This window comes from Flavobacterium sp. CYK-55 (genome assembly GCF_018413465.1).
GTDB lineage: Bacteria > Bacteroidota > Bacteroidia > Flavobacteriales > Flavobacteriaceae > Flavobacterium.
Genome location: NZ_JAHCDK010000003.1, coordinates 70,824 through 95,884, shown reverse-complemented (window position 1 = coordinate 95,884; position 25,061 = coordinate 70,824). Strand labels below are relative to the sequence as shown.

The 25,061-nt window shown below is 40.8% G+C and carries 26 protein-coding genes; 12 read left to right on the top strand and 14 right to left on the bottom strand.

Annotated features, from left to right (window positions below):
- Window position 1 precedes the first annotated feature (1 nt).
- On the top strand, window positions 2–847 hold the full coding sequence (locus tag KIH23_RS04995) for an alpha/beta hydrolase (protein ID WP_213211605.1): 846 nt from the start codon (window positions 2–4) through the stop codon (window positions 845–847).
- Here KIH23_RS04995 and KIH23_RS04990 read toward each other — a convergent pair whose 3' ends face one another.
- From KIH23_RS04990 to KIH23_RS04980, 3 genes are all read right to left on the bottom strand, one after another.
- The gene (locus tag KIH23_RS04990) at window positions 848–6,115 is read right to left on the bottom strand and encodes a T9SS type B sorting domain-containing protein (RefSeq protein WP_213211603.1); all 5,268 of its coding nucleotides are present in this window, start codon (window positions 6,113–6,115) and stop codon (window positions 848–850) included.
- Between the two features lie 16 nt (window positions 6,116–6,131).
- On the bottom strand, window positions 6,132–6,563 hold the full coding sequence (locus KIH23_RS04985; RefSeq protein WP_213211601.1) for a hypothetical protein: 432 nt from the start codon (window positions 6,561–6,563) through the stop codon (window positions 6,132–6,134).
- A 122-nt stretch (window positions 6,564–6,685) separates the two neighbouring features.
- A complete protein-coding gene (locus tag KIH23_RS04980; protein WP_213211599.1) occupies window positions 6,686–7,858 on the bottom strand; it encodes a proline dehydrogenase family protein in 1,173 nt (390 codons plus the stop codon).
- A gap of 91 nt (window positions 7,859–7,949) precedes the next feature.
- On the opposite strand from KIH23_RS04980, the gene aroB reads away from it, so the two are divergent.
- From aroB to KIH23_RS04950, 6 genes are all read left to right on the top strand, one after another.
- A complete protein-coding gene (gene aroB, locus KIH23_RS04975; RefSeq protein WP_213211597.1) occupies window positions 7,950–9,017 on the top strand; it encodes a 3-dehydroquinate synthase in 1,068 nt (355 codons plus the stop codon).
- Window positions 9,018–9,076: 59 nt separating this feature from the next.
- A complete protein-coding gene (locus KIH23_RS04970) occupies window positions 9,077–9,250 on the top strand; it encodes a hypothetical protein (RefSeq protein WP_213211596.1) in 174 nt (57 codons plus the stop codon).
- 53 nt (window positions 9,251–9,303) lie between these two features.
- A complete protein-coding gene (locus KIH23_RS04965) occupies window positions 9,304–10,701 on the top strand; it encodes an arginine decarboxylase (protein WP_213211594.1) in 1,398 nt (465 codons plus the stop codon).
- A 75-nt stretch (window positions 10,702–10,776) separates the two neighbouring features.
- Window positions 10,777–11,751: a deoxyhypusine synthase family protein gene (locus KIH23_RS04960; protein ID WP_213211593.1), complete on the top strand. Its 975-nt coding sequence runs from the start codon at window positions 10,777–10,779 to the stop codon at window positions 11,749–11,751.
- A gap of 14 nt (window positions 11,752–11,765) precedes the next feature.
- A complete protein-coding gene (locus KIH23_RS04955) occupies window positions 11,766–12,188 on the top strand; it encodes a DNA primase (protein WP_213211592.1) in 423 nt (140 codons plus the stop codon).
- A gap of 36 nt (window positions 12,189–12,224) precedes the next feature.
- On the top strand, window positions 12,225–12,707 hold the full coding sequence (locus KIH23_RS04950; protein WP_213211590.1) for a DNA-deoxyinosine glycosylase: 483 nt from the start codon (window positions 12,225–12,227) through the stop codon (window positions 12,705–12,707).
- Here the strand turns inward: KIH23_RS04950 and KIH23_RS04945 are convergent.
- From KIH23_RS04945 to KIH23_RS04925, 5 genes are all read right to left on the bottom strand, one after another.
- Entirely contained in the window at window positions 12,697–13,221 is a 525-nt protein-coding gene (locus KIH23_RS04945) for a DinB family protein (RefSeq protein ID WP_213211588.1), read from the bottom strand. The genes KIH23_RS04950 and KIH23_RS04945 overlap by 11 nt on opposite strands.
- Before the next feature lies 1 nt (window position 13,222).
- Window positions 13,223–15,778: a phosphoenolpyruvate carboxylase gene (locus KIH23_RS04940; RefSeq protein ID WP_213211586.1), complete on the bottom strand. Its 2,556-nt coding sequence runs from the start codon at window positions 15,776–15,778 to the stop codon at window positions 13,223–13,225.
- Between the two features lie 80 nt (window positions 15,779–15,858).
- The gene (locus KIH23_RS04935; RefSeq protein WP_213211584.1) at window positions 15,859–16,338 is read right to left on the bottom strand and encodes an Lrp/AsnC family transcriptional regulator; all 480 of its coding nucleotides are present in this window, start codon (window positions 16,336–16,338) and stop codon (window positions 15,859–15,861) included.
- Window positions 16,339–16,411: 73 nt separating this feature from the next.
- On the bottom strand, window positions 16,412–17,566 hold the full coding sequence (locus KIH23_RS04930) for a M14 metallopeptidase family protein (protein WP_213211581.1): 1,155 nt from the start codon (window positions 17,564–17,566) through the stop codon (window positions 16,412–16,414).
- A gap of 3 nt (window positions 17,567–17,569) precedes the next feature.
- On the bottom strand, window positions 17,570–18,139 hold the full coding sequence (locus KIH23_RS04925) for a 1-acyl-sn-glycerol-3-phosphate acyltransferase (protein WP_213211579.1): 570 nt from the start codon (window positions 18,137–18,139) through the stop codon (window positions 17,570–17,572).
- Between the two features lie 57 nt (window positions 18,140–18,196).
- Here KIH23_RS04925 and KIH23_RS04920 point away from each other — a divergent pair, with 57 nt between their 5' ends.
- Complete coding sequence (locus tag KIH23_RS04920) at window positions 18,197–18,862, top strand: spermidine synthase (protein ID WP_213211577.1); 666 nt, start codon at window positions 18,197–18,199, stop codon at window positions 18,860–18,862.
- A gap of 50 nt (window positions 18,863–18,912) precedes the next feature.
- Here KIH23_RS04920 and KIH23_RS04915 read toward each other — a convergent pair whose 3' ends face one another.
- The 4 genes from KIH23_RS04915 to KIH23_RS04900 form a co-directional block, all read right to left on the bottom strand.
- Window positions 18,913–19,473 carry a fasciclin domain-containing protein gene (locus KIH23_RS04915; protein ID WP_213211575.1) on the bottom strand — a complete coding sequence of 187 codons (561 nt, stop codon included), beginning with the start codon at window positions 19,471–19,473 and terminating at the stop codon, window positions 18,913–18,915.
- Between the two features lie 72 nt (window positions 19,474–19,545).
- Complete coding sequence (gene kdsB, locus KIH23_RS04910) at window positions 19,546–20,277, bottom strand: 3-deoxy-manno-octulosonate cytidylyltransferase (protein WP_213211573.1); 732 nt, start codon at window positions 20,275–20,277, stop codon at window positions 19,546–19,548.
- Between the two features lie 464 nt (window positions 20,278–20,741).
- The gene (locus KIH23_RS04905; protein ID WP_213211571.1) at window positions 20,742–21,098 is read right to left on the bottom strand and encodes a type II toxin-antitoxin system HigA family antitoxin; all 357 of its coding nucleotides are present in this window, start codon (window positions 21,096–21,098) and stop codon (window positions 20,742–20,744) included.
- 2 nt (window positions 21,099–21,100) lie between these two features.
- The gene (locus tag KIH23_RS04900) at window positions 21,101–21,427 is read right to left on the bottom strand and encodes a type II toxin-antitoxin system HigB family toxin (protein ID WP_213211570.1); all 327 of its coding nucleotides are present in this window, start codon (window positions 21,425–21,427) and stop codon (window positions 21,101–21,103) included.
- Window positions 21,428–21,709: 282 nt separating this feature from the next.
- Here KIH23_RS04900 and KIH23_RS04895 point away from each other — a divergent pair, with 282 nt between their 5' ends.
- From KIH23_RS04895 to KIH23_RS04880, 4 genes are all read left to right on the top strand, one after another.
- Window positions 21,710–21,955, top strand: coding sequence for an AbrB/MazE/SpoVT family DNA-binding domain-containing protein (locus KIH23_RS04895; RefSeq protein WP_213211568.1), 246 nt, complete (start codon window positions 21,710–21,712; stop codon window positions 21,953–21,955).
- A complete protein-coding gene (locus KIH23_RS04890) occupies window positions 21,946–22,269 on the top strand; it encodes a type II toxin-antitoxin system PemK/MazF family toxin (protein WP_213211566.1) in 324 nt (107 codons plus the stop codon). The genes KIH23_RS04895 and KIH23_RS04890 overlap by 10 nt, the downstream gene beginning before the upstream one ends.
- A 12-nt stretch (window positions 22,270–22,281) precedes the next feature.
- Complete coding sequence (locus KIH23_RS04885) at window positions 22,282–22,734, top strand: lipocalin family protein (RefSeq protein WP_213211564.1); 453 nt, start codon at window positions 22,282–22,284, stop codon at window positions 22,732–22,734.
- Window positions 22,735–22,830: 96 nt separating this feature from the next.
- A complete protein-coding gene (locus KIH23_RS04880) occupies window positions 22,831–23,343 on the top strand; it encodes a hypothetical protein (protein WP_213211562.1) in 513 nt (170 codons plus the stop codon).
- A gap of 220 nt (window positions 23,344–23,563) precedes the next feature.
- Here the strand turns inward: KIH23_RS04880 and KIH23_RS04875 are convergent, their stop codons facing one another.
- Together KIH23_RS04875 and KIH23_RS04870 are read right to left on the bottom strand one after the other, a co-directional pair.
- Window positions 23,564–23,980 (bottom strand): hypothetical protein, encoded by a 417-nt coding sequence (locus KIH23_RS04875; protein WP_213211560.1) that lies wholly within the window; start codon window positions 23,978–23,980, stop codon window positions 23,564–23,566.
- A gap of 474 nt (window positions 23,981–24,454) precedes the next feature.
- A complete protein-coding gene (locus KIH23_RS04870) occupies window positions 24,455–24,973 on the bottom strand; it encodes a helix-turn-helix domain-containing protein (RefSeq protein WP_213211559.1) in 519 nt (172 codons plus the stop codon).
- Between the last annotated feature and the right edge of the window lie 88 nt (window positions 24,974–25,061).

Here is a 25,061-nt window from a genome sequence, read left to right as displayed (position 1 = left end):
AATGAAAAAATCAATCGTCTTTTTATTATTGATTTCAATCAATACGCTTGCGCAAACCAAAAATGCCAAGCCTTTTGTTTTGGGTTATTCAGATGAAGTTGAATCAAAAATACTTTCTGAAAAACGAACCCTTAATGTGTATTTACCCGAAGGATATAAAGCCAACGACACCATTCATTATCCGGTGATTTATTTGCTCGATGGTGGTGCTGATGAAGATTTTATCCACACCGTTGGATTAGTTCAGTATAATACTTTTTCATGGATCAACCGCGTTCCGCCAAGTATTGTTGTAGGCATTGCCAACACCGACCGAAAACGCGATTTTACTTTTCCAACCTCAGTTGATGCTGAAAAAAAAAGGTATCCAAGCAGCGGAGGTTCTGCAAAATTCATCGAGTTCATCGAACAAGAATTACAACCTTTTATAGCCAAAAACTACAAAGCCAATCGTCAAAGTACAATCATCGGGCAATCGTTGGGCGGATTATTGGCTACACAAATCTTGTTTGAAAAACCAGAGCTTTTTAATCAATACATCATCATCAGTCCGAGTTTGTGGTGGAGCGATGGTGCTTTACTCAAACAAAATCCGGCTATTTTAAGTGAAAACTTTACCCGTAAAGCTCAGGTGTACATCGGTGTCGGAAAAGAAGGCGTTTGGGCCTCAACTCCTACTACACCGCATGTTATGGAATTGGATGCCAATCTTTTGGCTGATAAAATACGAAGCGCCAAAAACAAAAATGTTCGGGTATATTTTGATTATATGCCCGAAGAAGATCACGCAACTTCTTCGCATCCGGCCGTTTTTAATGCGTTTAGACTTTTGTATCCAAAAAAATAATTATCGCTTGAGCGAGAAATGCGCTTTGAATATTTTGGATACATTTTTCTCGGTATATTCTACGCTAAACCAATAATCGGTTGACGGTAGTTCATAACCATTGTAGGTTCCGTCCCAACCTTTACCGGATGGGCTGATTTGCTTGATTAATTTTCCGTAGCGATCAAAAATATAAATAATCGATTGCTTCTGATCGGCTAAATCAACAATATTCCAAGTATCGTTATAACCATCATTATTCGGGGTAAAAAACTTCGGATAACTAATGACCAAAATCTCTTCAGACAATTGGGTACATCCATCTTCATCAATCACATAAACCGTGTGTATGCCCGGAGGAACATTGTAAAAAACATTTGAATACTGAATCGGTCCGTGATCCAGTTGATACATATAATTTCCAGAAACGTTCACGTTTACACCAACCATCGGATTTTCGGTAAAAGCATCATATCCGTAGGTACTCATGCTTTGGGCGCCATTAATTGCAGAAACATTTACCTGCACCGGTAACGAGACACAACCTGTAAAACTGTTGGTGGCCACTACTTCATAAGTTCCCGCTTGAGTAGCTTGATAGGTTGAGCTCGTAGCACTCGTTATAACCGCTGCGTTGAAACTCCACACAAAATCATAAATAGAATCATTCAAATAGGTATTAATTGTATAAGGTTTAGTGACTGAATTGGTTATATTATTAATACAAATTACACCATCTACAGGTTGCGGTTCAGGCAACGGATTAACGCGAACGGTTACTACAATAGGCAATCCGTCACAACCATCTGAATTAGGAGTAACTGTGTAATAAACATTTCCGGGTGAACTATTCACAGTGGTTAATGTTTCTGACAAAACACTACCACTACCGACATTTGAACCATTCACCTGGTCAGCCAATCGAACCCAACTGTAAGTGGTATTGGGCAACGAACTAGTAAAAGAAACACTAAAAGTATCTCCGGAACAAATCGTCACATTCTGACTCGAAGCAGTCACTACCGGAAGTGCTTTAATTATAATTGAAGTTGATGTAGTTTGTTCGGCACATCCAGCAGCAGCTGGCATAGTATAAACCACTTGATAACTCCCGGCAGCACTTGCGTTAGGAACAATCGCTCCTGTATTCGGATGAATCGATAAGCCAGCCGGAACAGAACTGTAAGTTCCGCCTTGTGTCCCCACGCGCGTAACATTTAAAATGACAGCTTCAGAATTGCAATATGCATTTGACGGGTAAGATATTGTTGCCGATGGAATCGCCGTAATGGTCAGCGTTGTGGTAGCCGTTTGCATCGGGCATCCGCCCACAGCGGCCATCGTATAAGTTACGTTGTAATTTCCGGCTAAACTCGTACTCGGTATAATAGCACCAGTGTTTGCATCAATGGTCAACCCGGCCGGTGTAGCGCTGTAGGTTCCGCCACCTGTGCCCGTACGCACCACACCTTGTGCACCGGTCAATGACTTGCAATAAGGTGTGGACGGATAACTAATTGTCGCTGCCGGTAAAGTCGTAATCACTACATTAGCTGTTGTGGTTTGGGCAGCACAACCCGCAGCTGCTGGCATTGTATAGGTAACCGTATAAGAATTCGATAAACTGGTATTAGGTCTAATTGCTCCTGTGTTGGGGTCAATGGTCAAGCCGGACGGTGTGGCGCTATATGTTCCGCCTGCTGTACCGGTTCGGGTAACCGCTTGCGCTGTGGTGAGTGAATTACAAAACGGAGTCGCATAGCTAATAGTCGCGGTTGGAATCGCCGTAATGGTCAGCGTTGTGGTAGCCGTTTGCATCGGGCATCCGCCCACAGCGGCCATCGTATAAGTTACGTTGTAATTTCCGGCCAAACTCGTACTCGGTATAATAGCACCGGTGTTTGCATCAATGGTCAAGCCGGCCGGTGTAGCGCTGTAGGTTCCGCCACCTGTGCCCGTACGCACCACACCTTGTGCACCGGTCAATGACTTACAATAAGGTGTGGACGGATAACTAATTGTCGCTGCCGGTAAAGTCGTAATCACCACATTGGCTGTTGTGGTTTGGGCAGCACAACCTGCGGCTGCTGACATTGTATAGGTAACCGTATAAGAATTCGATAAACTGGTGTTGGGTCTAATTGCTCCTGTGTTTGGGTCAATGGTCAAGCCGGACGGTGTGGCGCTATATGTTCCGCCTGCTGTACCGGTTCGGGTAACCGCTTGAGCTGTAGTGAGTGAATTACAAAACGGTGTTGCATAAGATATCGTCGCCGACGGAATCGCAGTAATGGTTACCGGCGTCGTAGCTGTTTGCAGGGGACATCCGCCCGTAGCGGCCATCGTATAAGTTACGTTGTAATTTCCGGCTAAACTCGTACTCGGTATAATAGCACCGGTGTTTGCATCAATGGTCAAGCCGGCCGGTGTAGCGCTGTAGGTTCCGCCCGCAGTTCCGGTTCTCGTAATCGCTTGGGCAGTAGTGAGTGATTTACAATAAGGCGTGGACGGATAACTAATTGTAGCTGCTGGTAAAGTCGTAATCACTACATTGGCTGTTGTGGTCTGGGCAGCACAACCTGCGGCTGCTGACATTGTATAGGTAACCGTATAAGAATTCGATAAGCTGGTATTCGGTCTAATTGCTCCTGTGTTGGGGTCAATGGTCAAGCCGGCTGGTGTGGCGCTATATGTTCCGCCTGCTGTACCGGTTCGGGTAACCGCTTGAGCCGTGGTGATAGAATTACAAAACGGAGTCGCATAGCTAATAGTCGCGGTTGGAATCGCGGTAATGGTCAGCGTTGTGGTAGCCGTTTGCATCGGGCATCCGCCCACAGCGGCCATCGTATAAGTTACGTTGTAATTTCCGGCCAAACTCGTACTCGGTATAATAGCACCGGTGTTTGCATCAATGGTCAATCCGGCCGGTGTAGCGCTGTAGGTTCCGCCACCTGTGCCCGTACGCACCACTCCTTGTGCACCGGTCAATGACTTGCAATAAGGTGTGGACGGATAACTAATTGTCGCTGCCGGTAAAGTCGTAATCACCACATTGGCTGTTGTGGTTTGGGCAGCACAACCCGCAGCTGCTGGCATTGTATAGGTAACCGTATAAGAATTCGATAAACTGGTATTCGGTCTAATTGCTCCTGTGTTGGGGTCAATGGTCAAGCCGGCTGGTGTAGCACTATAAGTTCCGCCTGCTGTACCGGTTCGGGTAACCGCTTGAGCCGTGGTGATAGAATTACAAAACGGTGTTGCGTAACTAATGCTTGCTGTAGGTACTGCCGAAATCCTAACTTGAGTAGTGACTACTTGAGCCGGACAACCACCTGAAGCTGGAATCGTATAAATAACTGTATAATTGATTGTATTGCTCGAGCTTGGTGTTATAGCACCAGTGTTGGGATTAATCGTTAATCCTGAGGGCGAACAAGTAAAAGTGCCTCCGGTTGTACCAGTGATGGTAACGGGCTGAGGAGTTGTTAATGAGTTACAATAAGGCGACAAAGGATAACTTATAGTTGCTGATGCAGGTACATTTATGGTTATAGTACCATTCATAACCGCATGAGGAGTACATCCACCCGAGCTTGTTACTGTATAATTAAACGAACCGGTTTGAGTTGGAGTTCCGCTGATGGTTAGAACCCCTGAAGCAAAAGTACCTGTTACACCATTAGGCAAACCACTTACAGAAGCACCAGTAGCACTTCCGCCAATTGTATATTGAATTGTGGCTATAGATGAATTTTCACAAATAACCTGGTTTTCAGTAGCTGAAGCAGTTGCAAGGGTAACAATCGAAGCAGGTTTAAGCAATACTGACTTGGTCAAAACAACATTCACACTACAAGTTGCACCTAATGAAATTGAAACCGTATTGAGGGTAACCGCTGCTGTCACAGCATTTACAGTAACGCTCCCGATACCGCTAGCATTTAAGGTTACGGTTTGGCTAGCCCCACCATTGATATTATAAGTTACAGTTGCACTAGCTGTTCCGGTTATGGTAAAAACCGCTTGACCACCAGAGCATATCGGAGAAGTTGCATTAACGGCAGTAATATTTGGAACGCTTGAGGTTAAAGTTACGGTTGACGGATTAGTACAACCCACAATATCCGTAAGTATGTTGGTATAACTTCCGGCATTTAATCCTGAAATAGTAGCTTGTCCATTGGCGTTACCCGTTAGTGAAATCGTAACCGGTGCTCCATCGTCAAGATACGTAATTTGATGGGTCTGAAAAGCACCCAAACCGGCTACTTTAATCATCCCGTTGCTACCGCCGCAAGTAGGGTTAATTCCAACAAAAGTAGGACAAACAATTGAACAATCTGTACTTCCGGCACCCGTTTGGCCTGCGTTGGTTTGTTCCATGGTGATAAACCCGGCATCTCCGTCATAATTGGTAATCAACACCATATAAACTTCGCCAACCAAAGCATTGGGAATCGTTGCGTTTTCAATAGGTGCAGGATCATAACTACAGTCAACAACATTTCCGGTACAGTTGTGATCGCCATTACAATCGCCCAAGGTAAAATCATTACAAGCCGATATTGGGTCAGGAAATGGCCCCCAAATGGCAAAATCTACATCTAAACCGTTACCGGTGTTGTTGGGTCCGGTTGATTGTTTTATTTCTAAATCAATCACCCCTGAAATACCAATAGACAAATAATACCAAGCAGGATTCGGAGCTGTATTTAAACAAGTATTGTCGGTAACTTCTTGAGGAGCATCAGGAACATTGTCGCAATCACTTAAATTCGGGTATTCTAAACCTGAATCGGCACAAAACGGATTAGCGCCCGAGCAAACCGAATTAGTTGGTGCATTTAAATTGCCTTGGGTTGCACTACATGAAATAGTAGCTTCCCAACCCGATCGCTGATTGTTGTTATTTGACGAGAAAACAACTGTAATACAGCCCGAAGGGTCACTTGAAGTAACAACACCCGAACAATCTGTGGGCGAAGAATCAAAATAGTTGGCAATAATATCGCCTGAAGTTCCGGTACCATTGTAAATGGTCATATAATCGCGAAGATTATTTGCTATTTCAATATCAAATGCGGTAAAAGTCAATTGAATATATGTGCCCGGTGTCGCGGGGCAAAAAGTCAATTGATAATCTTCATTAGCGCTGTAATTTCCGGTAGCATCACCCGAATCATAAAAAGTTCCGGAACACGTATTAAACGATCCGTTTTGCATGATGTAGGTTTGCGCCTGAACCGAAACCGAAAGCAACAAAAACAGCAATAGTATTTTTTTTGTCATCCCTACTGCTTATGTATTAATACTTACTCGGTTCTATCACAATGGCATAATCCGTCTGATCAACCACAACAATCAACCTTGATTTATTGAACATGGCAAAATCATACTTCAGCGGATTAAAGCTATTCGGGTCAAAAACGAGCTCTCTTTTTAGGTTCGGATTATAATCATTAACCAAGGCAATACTTGATAAAAGCGGTAGTTTGCTGTTCTTGTATTTAGGATTGAGAACAATATGAACACGTTGCAAAAAATCTGTAGTATATTTAAGTCTGAGTGAATTGTTTTTAAAAAACAATCCTTCGGCAGACTCTGCATACACTTCACGAATAAAGTGTTCAATTTGCTCTTTTGAATAAGAAGATTCCTTAGGTGCTTGTGCAACACTAAACGAAGCCAGCAACACAAAAATAAACAGACCAATAATGGCACATCCAACTTTTTTCATAGCTCTTTTTTACGTTAAAAATGGCAAATTAGGGACAACCATGTTTGGAGTCTGAAACAAGCAAGCAAAAAAAAACCCTACCTGAATAGATAGAGTTTTTATAATATTCGTTAATTTATTGTTTAGTTTTTGTTTTTTCGGCGGTCTCGTTCAGTTTTTATCAGTGTCAATTCTCTACTGGTTTGTCCGGCTACAGAAGTATTTTCTTCAGCGCGACGAATCAAATAAGGCATCACATCGCGTACCGGTCCAAAAGGCAAGTATTTGGCTACATTATATCGGTGTTCTGCTAAATTGTAGCTAATGTTGTCACTCATTCCATACAACTGACCAAACCAGATGCGCGGGTCATCTTTAGCAATCCCTTTTTCCTGCATCAATTGCATCAAACGATAAGAACTTTCTTCATTGTGGGTACCGGCAAAAATGGCCATGCGGTCTATATGCTCAATCATATAATCAACCGAAGCATTGTAATTGTCATCAGTAGCTTGTTTTGAAATACAAATGGGTGAAATATAATTGCGCTCTTCGGCACGGGCGTTTTCTTTTTCCATGTAGGCACCACGAACAAGCTTCATTCCGATATAAAAACCTTCGGCTTTGGCTTGCTCATGTAGCTTTTTCAAATAATCCATTCGGTCCCAACGGTACATCTGTAATGTGTTGAACACTATGGCTTTTTCACGGTTGTACTTACGCATCATCTCGGTCACTAAATCATCGGCGGCATCTTGCATCCAGGTCTCTTCAGCGTCAATCAGTAACGCTACATCGCGTTGGTGCGCTTCTTTACAAACTTGATCAAAACGCGCCACTACTCTAGCCCATTCGGTTTGTTCAGCTTCTGACAATTCTTGCTTAGCCCCCACTTTTTCATACAAATCAATACGACCAAAACCCGTAGGTTTAAAAACCGCAAAAGGTATCGCATCGCGCTCAGCTGCAAAAGCTACTGTTTTTAATGTCATAGCAAGTGCCGCATCAAACTGAGCTTCTTCTTCTTTGCCTTCAACCGAATAATCCAACACCGATGATACCCCTTTGGTAAACATTTTATCCACCACCGGCAAACAATCATCTTCGTTGACACCGCCACAAAAATGGTCAAAAACCGTAGCGCGAATCAAACCTTCAACCGGCAAATGTGCCTTGATGGCAAAATTGGTTACGGCTGTACCAATGCGCACCAGCGGTTGACTGTCAATAAGTTTAAACAAAAAATAAGCGCGTTCTAGTTCGGTATCGCTCTTGAGTGAAAAAGCTATCTGGGTGTTGTTAAAAATGGGTTGCATAGAGGATTTTAATAGTTTGACAAATATAGATAGTATTACATAATAATTTATCAAAATTACCTTATTTTGCAGCGCAATTTATACGATTTCTATGTCAGTCCTACAGGCCAATGGTTACCAAGTTTATTTTCAGGATGCTGCCTATCAAGCGCTCAACGAGCAACTGGCCGAACAAGCTTATTCGGGCATTTATATCTTGGTCGACGAAGGCTCACATGAGCATTGCTTGCCGAGTTTCTTGGCACAAGTGGCTACCGAAATACCTATTGAAATCATTGAATTTGAATCAGGCGAACAACACAAAAATCTATACACCTGTCTTGAAGTTTGGCAAGCCCTGACCGAATTGGGCGCTGACCGCAAAAGTCTGATCGTCAATTTGGGTGGCGGTGTGGTGACTGATTTAGGTGGCTTTGTAGCCTCGGCTTATAAAAGAGGTATTGATTTTATAAACGTGCCCACAACACTTTTGGCGATGGTCGATGCGTCTATTGGCGGAAAAAATGGTGTTGATTTAGGGGCGCTCAAAAACCAAATCGGCGTGATCAATGCCCCAAAAATGGTCTTGATTGATGTGGCGTTTTTAGAAACACTCCCACAAAATGAAATGCGCTCTGGTTTGGCCGAAATGCTCAAGCACGGTTTGATTTACGATCGCGCATACTGGAACGAGTTTCTTGATTTGGGCTCTATGAATTGGACCGAACTCGAACGATTAATTCAGCGGTCAATTGAAATTAAAAACGACATTGTTCTACAAGATCCAACCGAAAACGGCATCAGAAAAGCCTTGAACTTCGGGCATACCATTGGTCACGCAATTGAGAGCTATTTTCTGGATCAACCCGAAAAACCCAACTTACTCCACGGAGAGGCCATTGCAGCCGGCATGATCATAGAGAGCTTTATGGCTTGGCGAAAAAACCTGATTTCGCAAACCGAACTCAACGAAATTAAAGCGGTTATTTCTGATATTTTTGAAACACTCTCAATTCAGCCCGACGATGTTTCGCCCATTATGGATTTGCTCATTCACGACAAAAAAAATGAGTATGGCCAAGTTCAATTTGCGCTCATTGAAGGTATTGGTAAAATAATCATCAATCAAACCGCTGAAAAAGAAGAAATTAAAGAAGCCTTTGCCTACTACAGAACTTAATATTTTTTTCACCCAAAACGTTGCACAGCAAATTTTTTATTTTTTACATTTGCGCAGTAATGAACAAAAGAACCCCACATCCCGAAGTATCAGTCACTAGTGGCGTTAGCCCGTTTTTTCGGTTTATCAAAAACGCCGACAAAACGTTTCTTCTGTTGACTGTCTTGAGCCTGGGATTTTTGGGTCAGTATGCCGAAGAACTTCAGATTGTGTACGCCAACATTCGAGTTTGAATTTAAATTAAAATTTGGTCTTCTATTTTTTAATTTAAAATCATCCATCGCTAATGAATACTAAATATTACGACTTAATCAACCAAACGTTCTACTTTCCGCAAGAAGAATTCACGCTCAACAAAGACAACTTATTGTTTCACAACATTGATTTGATGAACTTGGTTGAGAAATACGGAACACCGCTTAAGTTTACCTACTTGCCGCAAATTTCAACCAACATCAACAAAGCCAAAGGTTGGTTTAGAAAAGGCATGGAAAAAATCGGATACGAAGGCAAATACTACTATTGCTATTGTACCAAGAGTTCGCATTTTCAGTTCATCATGAACGAGGCGTTCAAAAACAACATCCATATTGAGACTTCGTCGGCTTTTGATATCAATATTGTCGAAAAATTACTCGAAAACGGAAAAATCAATAAAAACACTTATGTTGTTTGCAACGGATTCAAACGCGACGGCTACATCGAGAACATTGCGCGCCTGATGAACAATGGGCACAACAAAACCATTCCGGTGATTGATAACTATGAAGAACTCGATTTGCTTCAAGAAAAAATCAAAGGAAAATTCAAAATCGGCATTCGCATTGCCGCCGAAGAAGAACCTAAATTTGAGTTTTATACCTCGCGTTTGGGCATCGGTTACAAAGACATTGTTCCGTTTTACCGCAAACAAATTCAAGAGAACAAAAAGGTCGAGCTTAAAATGCTTCACTTTTTTATCAATACCGGCATTCGTGACACGGCCTACTATTGGAACGAATTGCTCAAGTGTATGAAGGTGTATATCGCCCTCAAAAAAGAGTGTTCAACACTAGACAGCTTGAACATTGGCGGCGGATTCCCGATTAAAAATTCATTGGCCTTTGAGTATGATTACCAATATATGGTGGATGAAATCCTGAATCAAATCAAAATTGCTTGTGACGATGCCGAAGTTGAGGTACCGCATATTTTTACCGAATTCGGTTCGTTTACCGTAGGTGAAAGCGGTGGCGCGATTTACCAAGTTTTGTATCAGAAAAAACAAAACGACCGCGAAAACTGGAACATGATTGACAGTTCGTTTATTACTACTTTACCCGATACTTGGGCCATCAACAAACGCTTTGTCATGCTGGCCGTAAACCGTTGGAACGACACCTACGAACGCGTTTTATTGGGCGGAATGACTTGCGACAGCGATGATTATTACAACTCTGAACAGCACATGAACGCTGTTTATTTACCAAAATACAACAAAGAAAAACCTCTGTACATCGGATTTTTCAATACCGGTGCCTATCAAGAAACCATTGGCGGATTTGGCGGATTACACCACTGTTTGATTCCGCAGCCTAAGCATATTTTGATAGATCGCGACGAGAACGGAATCATCGCTACCGAAGTTTATTCAGAACAACAAACCTCTGAAGAAGTATTGGCTATTCTTGGATACAATAAATAATTTACGAAGTTTTGCCAATTTCAAAAAAAATATTTTCTTTGGGAAGTCAACCTATTAATATAAGACAAGCATAAAATGAGCAAAGGACCGATCAGTCAGTTTATCGAAAAACATTATCTTCATTTCAACGCAGCCGCTTTGGTTGATGCTGCCAAAGGTTATGAAGCCCACCTATTAGAAAACGGAAAAATGATGATTACCCTAGCCGGTGCCATGAGTACCGCCGAGTTGGGAAAATCACTGGCTGAAATGATTCGCCAAGACAAAGTGCACATCATCTCGTGTACCGGTGCGAATCTTGAAGAAGACATCATGAATTTAGTGGCGCACAATTCGTACAAACGCGTACCGAATTACCGCGATTTAAGCCCGCAAGAAGAGTGGGATTTACTCGAGAACCACTACAATCGTGTGACCGATACCTGTATTCCTGAAGAAGAAGCTTTCCGAAGATTACAATCGCATTTATACGATATTTGGAACAAAGCAGACAGTCAAGGCGAACGTTATTTTCCGCATGAGTTTATGTATCAAATGATCAACTCAGGGGTGCTAAAACAATACTACGAAATTGACCCGAAAGATTCATGGATGGTGGCTGCGGCCGAGAAAAACCTGCCTATTGTAGTGCCGGGTTGGGAAGACAGCACCATGGGCAACATCTTTGCATCTTATTGCATCAAAGGACAGTTCAAACCCACCACCATGAAAAGCGGTATTGAATATATGATGTGGTTGGCTGATTGGTACACCAAAAACTGCGAAGGCAAAGGCGTTGGATTCTTCCAAATTGGTGGAGGTATTGCCGGAGACTTCCCGATTTGCGTGGTGCCGATGTTGTATCAAGACATGGAAATGCACGATGTTCCGTTCTGGAGTTATTTCTGCCAAATCTCTGATTCAACCACCAGTTACGGCTCTTATTCAGGTGCGGTTCCGAATGAAAAAATCACCTGGGGGAAACTCGATATCACCACTCCAAAATTTATTGTTGAATCTGATGCTACAATCGTGGCGCCTCTTATATTTGCATATCTACTAGACCAATAATTATTACTTAACCTATGAAACGTATCATTGTAGACTATTCAAAACTCACCAATGAAATCCTCAACCTCTTGATGGAAAAATTTCCTGACGGCTACGACGATTCCAACATCATCCGTTTTAGAAATGCCCAAAACGAATTGATTGAAGCCGTTGAAGTGCGTACTGAAGACACTATTTATTTAGTAAAAGTAAGCACCAAATTGGCCAGCCGTTTGGAGAAATTCGAAGAAGACGACGATATTGACGATATTGTAGAACCAATCGATGTAATTAAAGACATCGAAATGGAAGACGATGCAACGGCTTCAGAAGATGAAGACGAAGAAGAAGTTGATGTGACCAAAGATCCGGGCGGTTCTGATGACGATGAAGATGATGAAGATGAAGACTTTGAAAGCAGCGACAACTTTGACGACGAAGACGAAGACGAAGAATAAAACAACAGGAACCTTTCGGGGTTCCTTTTTTTTGCCATGAAAATCAAGAGCTTTCCCCCTATTGTCAACCCTCAAACCCGAGTTTTGATTCTCGGAACCATGCCCGGAGCTGCTTCTTTAGCTCAAAGCGAATACTACGCGCATCCGCAAAACCAATTCTGGAAAATCATGTTTACCATTTTTGCATACCGAACCACTCCCGAAACTTTTGTCGAAAAAGTAAAACTAATACAACAAAACCACATCGGTCTGTGGGATGTGCTTCAGTATTGCGAGCGCGAAGGCAGTCTGGACAGCAACATCAAAAACCCAGAAGAAAATGATCTACCGGGTTTGCTCAAACAATATCCGAACATTCAAAAAATCATCTTCAATGGGCAAGAAAGCCATCGGTTATTTCACAAGAAATTTGGCCACTTAATCCATCTTGAAAAACACATCATGCCCTCGACCAGTCCGGCGCATACGCTCGAGTTTGAACACAAATTAGCGGCTTGGCAAAAAGCGCTTAACCATTGAGATAGCGTTCTTGAAATACGCGTTGGTGGTGGTTCTGATGCCCGATGATTACAAAACCCAAAGCCCGCACCGACATCGGTTGGCCCGAAGCTGTGCCGATTTGCATGAGCTCTTGTTCGTTAAAACTCTTAAACATTGATAAAGTAGCTTGTCGCACCACAGCCAATTCTGAAAGCAAATCTTGAATACTACGTTCATTAGCCCGGGCAACATCTACATAAGCATCTTCGTCAAAACTAGCGAGCGGTGTTGCATCATAGCGCGCAAAACGCAACGCTCTGTAGGAAAAAATGCGCTCGGCATCCATGAGATGCACCAAGATATCCTTAATCGTCCATTTTCCCTCGGCATAGCGGTAATCAAATTTGTCCATCGGAATGTTTTGCACAAACTTAATGAGTCGGTGCACCGAGATTTCGAGTTCTTCGATCAATGAATATTCGTCAGAAACCGCGTTGATGTAATTGGCGTAATAGGCCGCATACTCGTTTGAAGTAATTTGTTTGATGTTCATATTAAGCTGAATTTCTGCTCGCATTGGTATTGCCAAAGAGCGAACGTGTGACCATTTTTTGATATAATTCGATAAGTTCATTGGATGAACCGTCTTTTTGAAGTTGAGCAATGCGCATCATAGCATACTGCTGAATCACCAGCAAAGGCTTAACGATTTGCTCGCGCATAGCAATAGATGCTTGGCCGTCCGGATAGTTTTGCATGAGCTCTTGGTGTCCGGCAATTTTTAAAAGCAAACGCTTACTCAAAAGGTATTCGTTGTGTATGATTTGCCAAAATGCGCCAAACTCAGCATCGTCTTTCATGTAAGCCGTTAGGGCAAAAAATGATTTGGCCAAGGACATCATACTGTTCTCCAACAAGGTTTTAAAAAACAACGACGAGTCGTACAACGATTGAACTTCGTCCCAACGCCCGGAATCTTCAAAGTGTTTCAAAGACGAACCCACGCCAAAAAAGCCCGGGACATTTTGTTTGAGTTGGCTCCAAGAACCCACAAACGGAATGGCGCGCAGTTCAGAAAACTCTAATTGTTCCGCACTTTTGCGCTTTGACGGACGGCTGCCGATATTGGTTTTAGCATAATAGTTCAGCGTACTCATTTTTTCAAGATACGGAATAAACTTCGGATGTGCTTTAAAACGCGTATAAGCTTCAAAACCCACTTGTGCCAATTCGTCCAAAACGGCCTTTTGCTGGTTGTTCAAACTTGATTGTTCTGCCCAAAAAACTTGATTCGAAACCCCGGCACTGAGCAAGTTTTCTAAATTGTGCCGGCAAGAATCAAGGGTTCCGAAATTTGAACTGATGGTTTGCCCTTGCACGGTTACTTGAATTTGTTGGTGCTCTATATGCGGGCCGAGTGATGCGTAAAACTTATGTGTTTTTCCACCTCCACGCGCCGGAGGTCCACCGCGCCCGTCAAAGAAAATCACTTCAATGCCGTAACGTCTTGACACCTCGGTAATGGCTTCTTTGGCTTTGTATATACTCCAATTGGCCATCAAATAACCACCGTCTTTGGTTCCGTCTGAAAAACCCAGCATCACGGTTTGTTGGTTGCCGCGTCTTTGCAAATGAGCGCGGTAATCAGCACACTGATACAATTGTTCCATGACCCGATGTGCCTGTTGCAAATCGTCAATGATTTCAAACAACGGAACTATATCTACCGTAGGCTGTTTCCAACCGCTTAGGCGCATTAGGGCATATACCTGCATAACGTGCTCGGCGCTTTCACAATTGCTGATGATGTACCGATTGGCTCCTAATGCACCGTTTTGTTCCTGTATGTAACGCATGGCTAATATCGAATCAAATGTTGATGACACTAATTCATCAGTATAATCACCGGGCTTAAAGTCAGCTTTGAGTTGTGCTAAAAAATCAAGTTTTTCGGCCACAGACCTCTGCCGGTCATCAGGCGGATACAATTGCAAAGATTTAAAAACCGACTCGTGAATTTTGCTGTTTTGGCGAACATCAAGCGTAGCAAAATAAAATCCGAACAAAGTTATTTTATGGATGAGTTCGTTGATTTCATTTAAATACAGCGATTGATGCTCATCAACCACAATTTGTCTGATGGCCAGCAATTGATTTTTAAAGTCATCACAACTGATATATAACTCACCGCGTGAATAAAAAACCGAGCGATAAATTTTGTCTTCTAAATCGGCCAACAAATCATCAACCCTATTGAAGGTTAGTTTGCGTTTGAGGCTACGGATATCTTTGTAATAACATTTTAAGATCGATGACCTCAGGCGGTTGGCTACTTGCAAAGTGATTTCGGAAGTAACAAACGGATTGCCGTCACGGTCACCACCGGGCCAGAAACCCAATTGCAAAATCGGGTGCTGCATATCTTGGCCGGCGTATATATTCTTTTGTATATAGGTCATCATCTCGCCGGCGGTTTGATAGAATACGTTTTCTAAATACCAAGTCAAACTCACCGCCTCGTCATAAGGGGTAGGCTTTTGTTTTTTGATAAAAGGCGTTTTTCCTAATTGGGCCAGCAGTTGTTTGATGGCTACTAAATTGTCTTGCCGAATGGCTTGGGTCAAGTCAGTTATGATGCCCAAAACACTCCCCGGATAAAACTGCGTTGGGTGGGCCGTCAATACCGGTCTTACCTGAAAGGTATTTAAGTAAGCTCTGCAAGCCTCGGTCAAACCGCGAGCTTCAGCAGTTTCTTTGATATCGCGCAAAGAACCTTTGCCTTCCATATTGTTAACCGTTGAAAAGGCTGCATCTTCAATAGCATCAAACAATACGATTTGTCGTTCAATAAATTGTATAAACCTAAACAGCAAACTGATTTGCTCGTGTTCTGAAGGCGCCTCTAAATACTTTTGACTAAAAAAAGCAACAATATCAAGTGGTGATTCTTGTTGTTCAAATCCGCGGGCACAAACCTCTGAAAACAAAGGCAATAAAACCCCAGTATTCCCAACAGCATCAAACGGAAGGGTCAAAAAAACACTGTTGTACACATAGTACTTTGAGCGTATATGTTGGTCAAATCGTTCGGTTTTGGTAAGTGCATACATGATAAAAACAGTCAAATTCAACAAATAAAAAACCCCAAGCTTTCACTTGAGGTTATATAGATATAGATGCGTTCAAGTGATTACATATTCTTGAAAATCGTGTGCATCAAACGTTTCTTATCGTTGATACTTTCTTCAAGTGAAATCATCGTTTCGGTTCGGTATACACCTTCAATATCATCAATCATATAAATCACCTCTTTGGCATGTTTGGTGTCACGGGCACGAATCTTACAGAAAATATTGAACTTACCGGTGGTTACCGATGCTACGGTAATGTACGGAATTTCATTGATGCGTTCCAACACAAACTTGGTTTGCGAAGTGTTGTTCAAGAAAACACCAATATAGGCTATAAACGAGTAACCCAATTTGTCGTAATCCAACACCAATGACGAACCTTGAATAATTCCGGCATCTTCCATTTTCTTAACGCGGACATGTACTGTTCCGGCAGAAATCAACAATTTTTTTGCAATATCAGTAAATGGAATTCTGGTATTGTCAATTAACATGTCTAAGATTTGGTGGTCAACTTCATCTAATCGAAACTTGCTCATAAATATTCTGGTTTGTTTTAATGTCTGCGCTATTCAATCTAAAATTGCTGTTTTTTTAACAGATGCTTCAAATTTATAAATTTTTCGAAACACCATTAACAATTTCAGTGTTTTTTCCTAAATAAAAATCAGCTTTTGATTCTAATTTCGGAATATTGTTTTGATTGTCAGAATACAAAGCACCTTTAGCATCAAACGTTTGGTGTCCGTGAAAACCGTTTAAATCTCCTATCTGAGCAAAAACAGCCTTCCAACGAATCTGATTCTCATACAATTCTTCTACAAATTGTATCGCGAAATTCGTATTTTTTTCAATACCATCATAATTTATTTTGACATTTTTATAAACAATATCAAAAAAAGCAACTTTATTTTGAGGAATATTTAAGTAATCTTGCGTTTTATTGCTAACTACAACGTTTTCGTAAATATATTGTAAAGAACTAAAAAGCGCAATAAACATCCATTTTCTGGTGTGTTCCCGTTCATAATCTTCAGGATGGTGACCGGCCTCAAACAAAATAGTAGGTACACCAGCCGCTTGAAACGTATCGCCCACACAGTTGAGGTTAAAGGCGTCGTCAAATCGGCCTACTTGTCCGGGTATGTATTTTTGCAATTCTAGGTTCATCGCCACAATCACTTCAATGGCCTGCAAACGAGTGGCGTTGATATCGCGATCAAAATTATAAGCGGGCGCCAAAAACGATACGGTAGCCGGCTGGTGGGTATTACCCACTGCATAAATGGTTCGCTGATCGTGCAGATTGAAACAATAATGCGGTTCAAATTTTTCAAAACAACTGCGCAACGCTCTACTTTCGGGTTGGCTTAGTGACTGTGCATCTCGGTTCAAATCAATGCCCACAGCATTTTCACGCGTATAGGCTTGCGAGCCATCCGGGTTGAGCATCGGCAAACACATCAACGTAAAATGCTCAAGCCAAGCTTTTGCCTGAGGTTCAGCGCTGGTCAAAAAGTTAAAAAAATCAAATAGGGCTTTGGTGGTGGTACTCTCATTGCCGTGCATTTGCGACCACATCAAAATACGCTGGGCACCGGTTCCTAAAGTCACCGCATACAAAGGTCGGTCTTGAACCGAACTCCCAATGGTGGTTACCGAGCCAGCTGGTAGTTTTTGCAATAGCGGCTCAATATGTTCTAGGTTGAGGTATCGGCCTGAAATGGTTTTTTGGCGATACTGATTGGCGTAGAAAGCTGTATTCATATATCAAAGTGAATCGTCGGTTGGAATATCAAAATCAAACTGCGGATGTTTACCGCGGGCATTTTTAAAATGCGGCAATAATATTTTTAAATCTTGCTCGTAGTTTTGGGTGGGTTCAAATGGCTGCCCAAAACGAACTTCTTTACGGCTGTAATCAAAAGCTACCGGAATAATCGGTACGCCGGCTTTGAGCGCTATATAATAAAACCCCGATTTGAGTTCGGTTACCTTTTTGCGGGTGCCCTCGGGTGAGATGCCCAGCCTAAAAACCGGTTTAGTTTTGAATATTTCGGCAATGGCATCAACTTTATTGAGCCCTCCGCTTCGATCAAGCGCCGCGCCGCCCATCCATTTAAAATAAAAACCAAACGGAAAACGGAACAACTCTTTTTTACCTACAAAATGCATGTCTAAACCCAAGATACCACGAGAAAACAACCCCAAATAAAAGTCATGCCAGCTGGTGTGGTGCAAAATCATAAACACACATTGTTTTATGTTAGGGTCAACCGAACCTATAATTTTCCAGCCCATCAAACGGCCAAAAATAAATCGATAAAGGGCTGATTTCATAACAAAGTATTTCTGTAAAATTAGCATTAATCTGCTATTTTTGAGAAAATTTTTCGAATGCTCAAAAGATTACTCAGTTATATTGTTCCGATTAGAATTCATCAGAAAAAATCTTCGGTGAGCAAAAACCTTGAAGTAACTTGGGCCAACGGACAATTGGTGCTTGACTCAAAAAACACCAATTACTCCTACGGAAGCCTACAACGCGTGCTTAGAAAAGGCCTCAAAAAAATTGGTTTTGACAACATCCGCAACATGCAAGAAGTGTTGATTTTGGGTGTGGCTGGCGGCAGCGTAATCAAAACCTTAACCGATGAAATTAAATGTACCGGCAAAATCACCGGTGTTGAAATTGACCCCGAGGTGATTGCCTTGGCCAACGAATATTTTGATCTCAACCAAATTCCGAACCTCAAAATTGTCATCGACGATGCTTTTGATTATGTGTTGCGCACCCCCTTTAAATACGATTTGATTGTAGTAGATATTTTTCAAGACACTGCCATGCCTAACTTTTTGTTTGAAAAGTTTTTTATGACACGCCTTGGCTCGTTGCTCAAACGCGATGGGTATATTTTGTTTAATACGATGATTTTAAACAAAAATGACAACGCCCGCAATGACCAATACCACGCACAGTTCAACGACAAACCTTTTAGGGTAACTCGTTTGCCGCGGGTTGAATCGCATAATGAACTCATTTTGATTCATCGATATCAATAAAAAAAGGAAGCCTCGTTTGAAACTTCCTTTTCTATCAATGATAAGCTATTCTAGCTTTTCGGGGTCACTACTGAATCAACCACATGAATTACTCCGTTTGACTGATTTACATCTTTGATGGTCACGGTAGAGGTGTGACCGTTTTCATCTATAAGAACCAAGGCATTATTCTTCATGGTAACCATTAGAGTTCCTCCTTGAACAGTCTTGAAAGTGGCTGTGCCTTTTTCTTTTTTAATTTTTGCCATGATTTGTGCGGCACTGAATTTACCGGCCACCACATGATAGGTCAAAATACTTTGAAGGGTTTTGATGTTTTCTGGTTTGAGCAAAAAGTCAACCGTACCGGCCGGCAATTTGGCAAAAGCCTCATTGGTGGGTGCAAATACGGTAAAGGGTCCGGCCCCTTGTAGGGTTTCAACCAAACCGGCAGCCTTGACCGCTGCCACCAAAGTAGTGTGGTCTTTTGAGTTTACGGCATTTTCAATAATGTTTTTGGTAGGATACATCGGGGCACCGCCCACCATTTTTGTTTTTTGCGCCCACATTTGTGCCGAAGCAAATAGCAATGTCAACGCACACACAGTAGTAATCCATCTTAAAGTTCTCATAGTTGTAGGGTTTAATGATTTATAAGCCCATGTACGCCTTTGAAGATGATGTGGTTTTGTATTGGGATAATTTTAACGATTGAGCATTTGCCGTGCACGCTCTAAATCTTCGGGCGTATCAATGCCTACACCTACATGCGCCGTTTGCACCATTTGAATACGTTTGCCAAATTCTAAATACCTAAGTTGTTCTAGTTTCTCAGCAGCTTCTAAAGTTTGCATGGGCCATTGGGCAAAATCCATAAGGGCTTGTTTGCGAAACGCATAAATACCAATGTGCTGAAAATAAGTCACTGAAGCATCGGCATCGCGCATATGCGGAACCACCGAACGCGAAAAATACAGCGCGCGATTTTGACGGTCAACCACCACCTTAACGTTGTTCGGGTTCTGAATTTCGTCGGGCTTTTGAATCGGTCGCATGAGCGAAGCCAAATCAATTTCACGGTGGGTATCAGCTTTAAAAACGGCAATGAGTTGGGCCAATGAATCGCGATCAATAAACGGCTCATCGCCCTGCACATTGACCACTACATCAACCGCCAAATCAGCTACAGCCTCGGCAATTCGATCACTGCCCGACTCGTGGGTTTTGATGCTCATGATGGCTTTACCGCCTTGAGCAACAATCTCTTGAAAAATCAAATCAGAATCAGTCACCACAAAAACATCGTCAAACAATTGGGTGTTGACGGCCGCCTCATAAGTGCGTGTAATCACGGTTTTACCCCCCAAATCTTGCATGAGTTTGGCCGGGAATCGGGTTGATGCATAACGAGCGGGAATGACGGCTATGGTTTTCATTGTATAGTTGCTGAGCGGCTGAGTTAATAAGATTTTGTGGGGCTAAGATAAGGTTTTTTTTGAGCAGCTGAGTAACTGAGTACCTGAGTGCCTGAGAGGCTACGCGAAATGATTAACGATTAACGATTGTTGATTTTTGATTTTGAATCAGAGTAACCGATAAGCCGTTGGAAGCTAATTTTGAAGCATTATTAGTAATTCCCAATTCGTAATTCGTAATTCGTATTTCTTACAGCGCAGCAGGCAAATAAAGTTTAAGAAGCTGATTTTGAAGCATCATTAATAATTCCCAATTCGTAATTCGTAATTCGTAATTCATAATTCGTAATTCGTAATTCAAAATTCTCACACCGCCCATCCTTACCTTTTTACTAAACCCCTAGCCTATTTTCACGAACAAGCTTTATCTTGGTTAAATATTTGCCGCCAAACATGAAAAAACATACATGGCCAAACCGCAGAAATTAAACGCTGTGCAGAAATACTTCTGCAGGAATACCAAAATAATTTTTGAGCTTTTGCGCCATTTTTAGTGTGATTTCTCGTTTGCCGGATAGAATTGCAGAAACATGTCCTTTGCTTCCAATGATTGGTTCAAGATCTTTGTTCTTCATCCCTAATTCTTGCATTTTATATTTAATAACTTCTAATGCATCAAGTTCAGGCAATTGATAATGTTTCTCGTCGTAATCTTTAACTAAAACCATCAATAAATCAAGCTCATCACTTTCTGGCGTGTTGGGTTCTGCGTGAAAAATTTCCATGAGTCGCACAGAAGCTTTGTTGTAATCGTCTTCTGTTTTTAATACTTTCCAGTTCATATTTATATTTTCTTTGTCAAAATTGAAGTGTCAAATTCAACGGTTTCAACATTTATTTTATCGTATTCTTTATGGGTTCCAAACCAAATTACATAGCAAGCTGATTGAGTAAAGTTCACTGAAACAACTAATCTGAAGTCATTGCCTTTTATGTTAAAAACTACGCGATTGTTATTTACCACACTTGCGTTTCCATAAACTGCTTTTAATTCATTAAAATTATTCACCACAAGTTTTGAAATCTCATGAGACCAAATCAGCAAAGGCGTTTCAGCTGATGGATACTTTTTGCAGTAATATAAAATGGTTTTCTTAACTAGAACTTTCACAAAGCAAATGTAATAAAAGTTTTCATTTTGCAAACTAAAATTAAATGCATTAAGGTATTGATTTGATTGTTAGCTTACAGCACATGTAGCGTTACCATTTGTTTTTGTATGCTTGAATCTTTTTTAATGCAAAAACTTTACCTTAGCACAACATAAGCGAATTGCATATTTACCACAAAACATGGCCACAATACGTTACCAGATATTGCAAAAAAAATTGTCGCAAAAAATTGGATACTTTGTTTTAAGTAATAACTTTGTGCTTACAAAAATAAAAACAAAATGGATGTTTCTGTTATTCCTATCGGCAACTCAAAAGGCATTCGCTTGTCAAAAACTCTATTGGAGAAATACAATATAACGGACAAGGTAGAACTTATTCTTGAAAAAGGATACATCATTCTTAAACCAAAATCAGAACCTAGAAGTGGTTGGGAAAAATCATTCAAAAAGATGCATCAAAACGGAGACGATAAACTCATGATTGACGATGTATTTGAAGATGAAAATTTTGAAGAATGGAATTAAAACAATATCAAATAGTTTTGGTCAATCTTGACCCAACAATCGGAAGTGAAATAAAAAAAACTAGACCGTGCGTAATTATTTCACCAAACGAAATGAATAAATATTTACAGACAATTGTTGTTGCGCCCATGACGAGCAGTTCTAAAAATTATCCAACAAGAATTGAAGTTCATCACAACAAAACCAAAGGTTGGATTGTGCTTGATCAAATCAGAACTGTTGACAGAATTCGAATTATTAATATTTTTGAAAGTTTGACCGAAAAGGAAATTCAAAAAGTTAAGGAAATTATGAAAGAAACTTACGTTGATTAAAAGAAAAAATAAATGAAAAATTTAATAAAAAAAACTAAAATTATTTTGATGATAATTTCAACAGCTTCACTTTTATTTGCCTGTAGCAGTGACAGTAACTCTACACAAAATACACAAGTAAGCTTAATCAATAAGTGGTTTATCAATAAATGGGTTTATAATAATGTAAACAGAACTTTGACCGAATGTGATAAACAAGGATATATTAAATTTAATTCAGATGGAACATTTGAAAGAAAAACGTACAATTTAAATGGAACAAATTGTGAATCAGATAGTGTTGATAATGGAACTTACACTTTTAATACTACTGCAAATAAGATTATTATAAACTTTGATGATCCGGATGAAGGTGCACAAGTTGAAACTTATAATAATGTTGAACTCACAAATACAACTTTAAAATATACTTGGGACGAAGACGGAAACGGAACAGATGAATACAACCTAGAATTTAATAAATAAATCTGTTGCTAACAGCGCCCATGATTTAAACTTTTTACTATACTCCGAGCCAATTTTAACAAAACAAAGCCGCCAAACTTTTAACAATCAATACAAATGAGCAACCGGATCATCATAATATTTTACTTTCTCTTGGCAATAGCCAGTGTAGAATGTTATGCCCAAAATATTGCTCAGCAGAACCAAGTATACAAGAAAAAGGGAAAAGTCTATTTAACGCAAACAAATCAACCTTTTACCGGATATGTTGAAGCTCGATTAAGCAGCGGAAAAATGCTCTTTAAAAAAGGGTATGTTCAAGGCAAAAAAATAAGTTATACCTTATATTATGATTATGCCAAAGGCAATGAATTAATCCGTTTTGAGAAGTTCTACAATGCAAACAAAAAAATAGTAAAAAGTGTTTATTATACCAAAGATCAAAAAACAAAATATGTAACCGAGTTTGAAGAAAACGGAGACAAAAAACTCAAAGAAGAATATCACGATGGAGCAATATATTACCATTGTGAATATTTAAACAATAAAAAACACGGCAAAGTCTACGGCTATGACCAAAACGGAAAACCCGTAGAATGTCATTACCAAAACGGCAAATTTATCAAGTAATTATTGCTAACTCTGGCAAGAGCGGCTTGTTTGGGTGTAACCAAATATTTGTGTTAAATACTATTTCATGAAAAGTATTGGCTACTACTGCCACCCCTCTTAAATCTGCACCTCATCTAGGGTCAAAAAGTTACTTAGAGGGCATATTCATTAAGTTGATTACTCTTTCAAATAAAAAAGCGGGCATTAGCCCGCTTTAGTTTTTGGTTGCAAAAAAGGTTTAAGCCGTGAGGTCTCTTTTTCTGGTTTCAACAAGGTTGATAAAAGCATCAATCTCGCTCAGCTGATTGATTACTCCGGCCAAGTCAGCTTCTTTTTCAAGTAAAGCCACAACACCATTGCTTTCTTTGCGCACTTCTAACAAGAATTTTTTATACTCAAGTCTTGTTTTTTTGTTCATGGCGTCTTCACGTGAGCTTCCTTCAGGCAACATAGCAATTACCGTATCGGTAGCAGCAATCTCAGCCATGATTACTTGAAGATCCGCATCGAGTTCGGCAGCAGTAGTGGCGTAACGCGCAGTTAAACGCTCATCAGAAAGCTTTTTGAAGTTTAAGTCAGCTTTCTCTTTGGCAGCCCATGAAAGTAAAACATTGCAGTCGGCTACATCTGTTACATTGTTAATTGAATAGTTCATAATAAAAAAATTTAAGTTAAACATTTGCACAACCTAACTTTTAGATTGCTCAACGAAACTAGGATAAGCCGTCATTGCTTCCAAAAAAGTGACCGAAAATGACCGAAAATGACCGAAAATGACTGAAAATGACTGAAAATGACCGAAAACGACCGAAAACGACCGAAAACGACCGAAAATGACTGAAAACGACCGAAAATGACCGAAAATGACCGAAAATGACCGAGGTTAATTCAATAAAAAAAACATCTAAAAACCAACAACAAGCCTTTATTTACAAGGGCTAAAAGAAGTATTGACCCAAAAAATCGGGGCAATTATTTCCTATAAAATTAAAAGGCCATTTAAAATGCTTAAAAGCTAAACGCAGAAGATTCAATATGTATACAACACAGGCACAACTTGCGCTGCGTTTAGCCAAGTAATTGCCCTATTTTTATAACATCAATTAGTGTCGCGCTGCCCATTTTAGGCTCAAAGTTGTCGTTCTAATTGTTTCAGGGTAGCTTTTAAAATTTTTTCTTCAAGCCCAAGTATTTCAAGACGATGTTGTTGATGTGCCAACTGAGCAACCGTTTCATCGGGTTTGGGCGCTTGCAACAACAATAAATTTGCTACCCCTGTTGCTCTATGGGTTTGATGCTTTTTGTGACTGCTAAAATACTCGGCCAAGCGGCGGCGATTTTCTTGACAGCGTTCTTGCTCTTGTGTTTTAGCTAGCTGACGCTCAAAATGTACGAGTCGTTCTTGGACTCGGTTCAGTCTGCGCTGGGTTTCTTTGAGCTGTTTTAATGAAGGCACCGGTGCTTTGCGCTGGGTGACCACAGGTTGCAAAGCAGTAAGCATTTCAGCAAGTAGTTGTTGCGCCTCAAGTGGCAAATCGCGTTGTCCGAGCTCGTGCATGGCCCATTGGCTTCTACTCACCCCCAGTAGCATAGCTATTTCTTGTTGGGTAAGCCCCAGCATGGTTCTAAAAGGATGTTGCTTTTTCATGATTTATTTTTTGTGACAAAATTTAAAAATACTTTTTTTTTGCCACAAAAACCGTGACAAATTTCAAACTTACTTTTATTTTGTCACA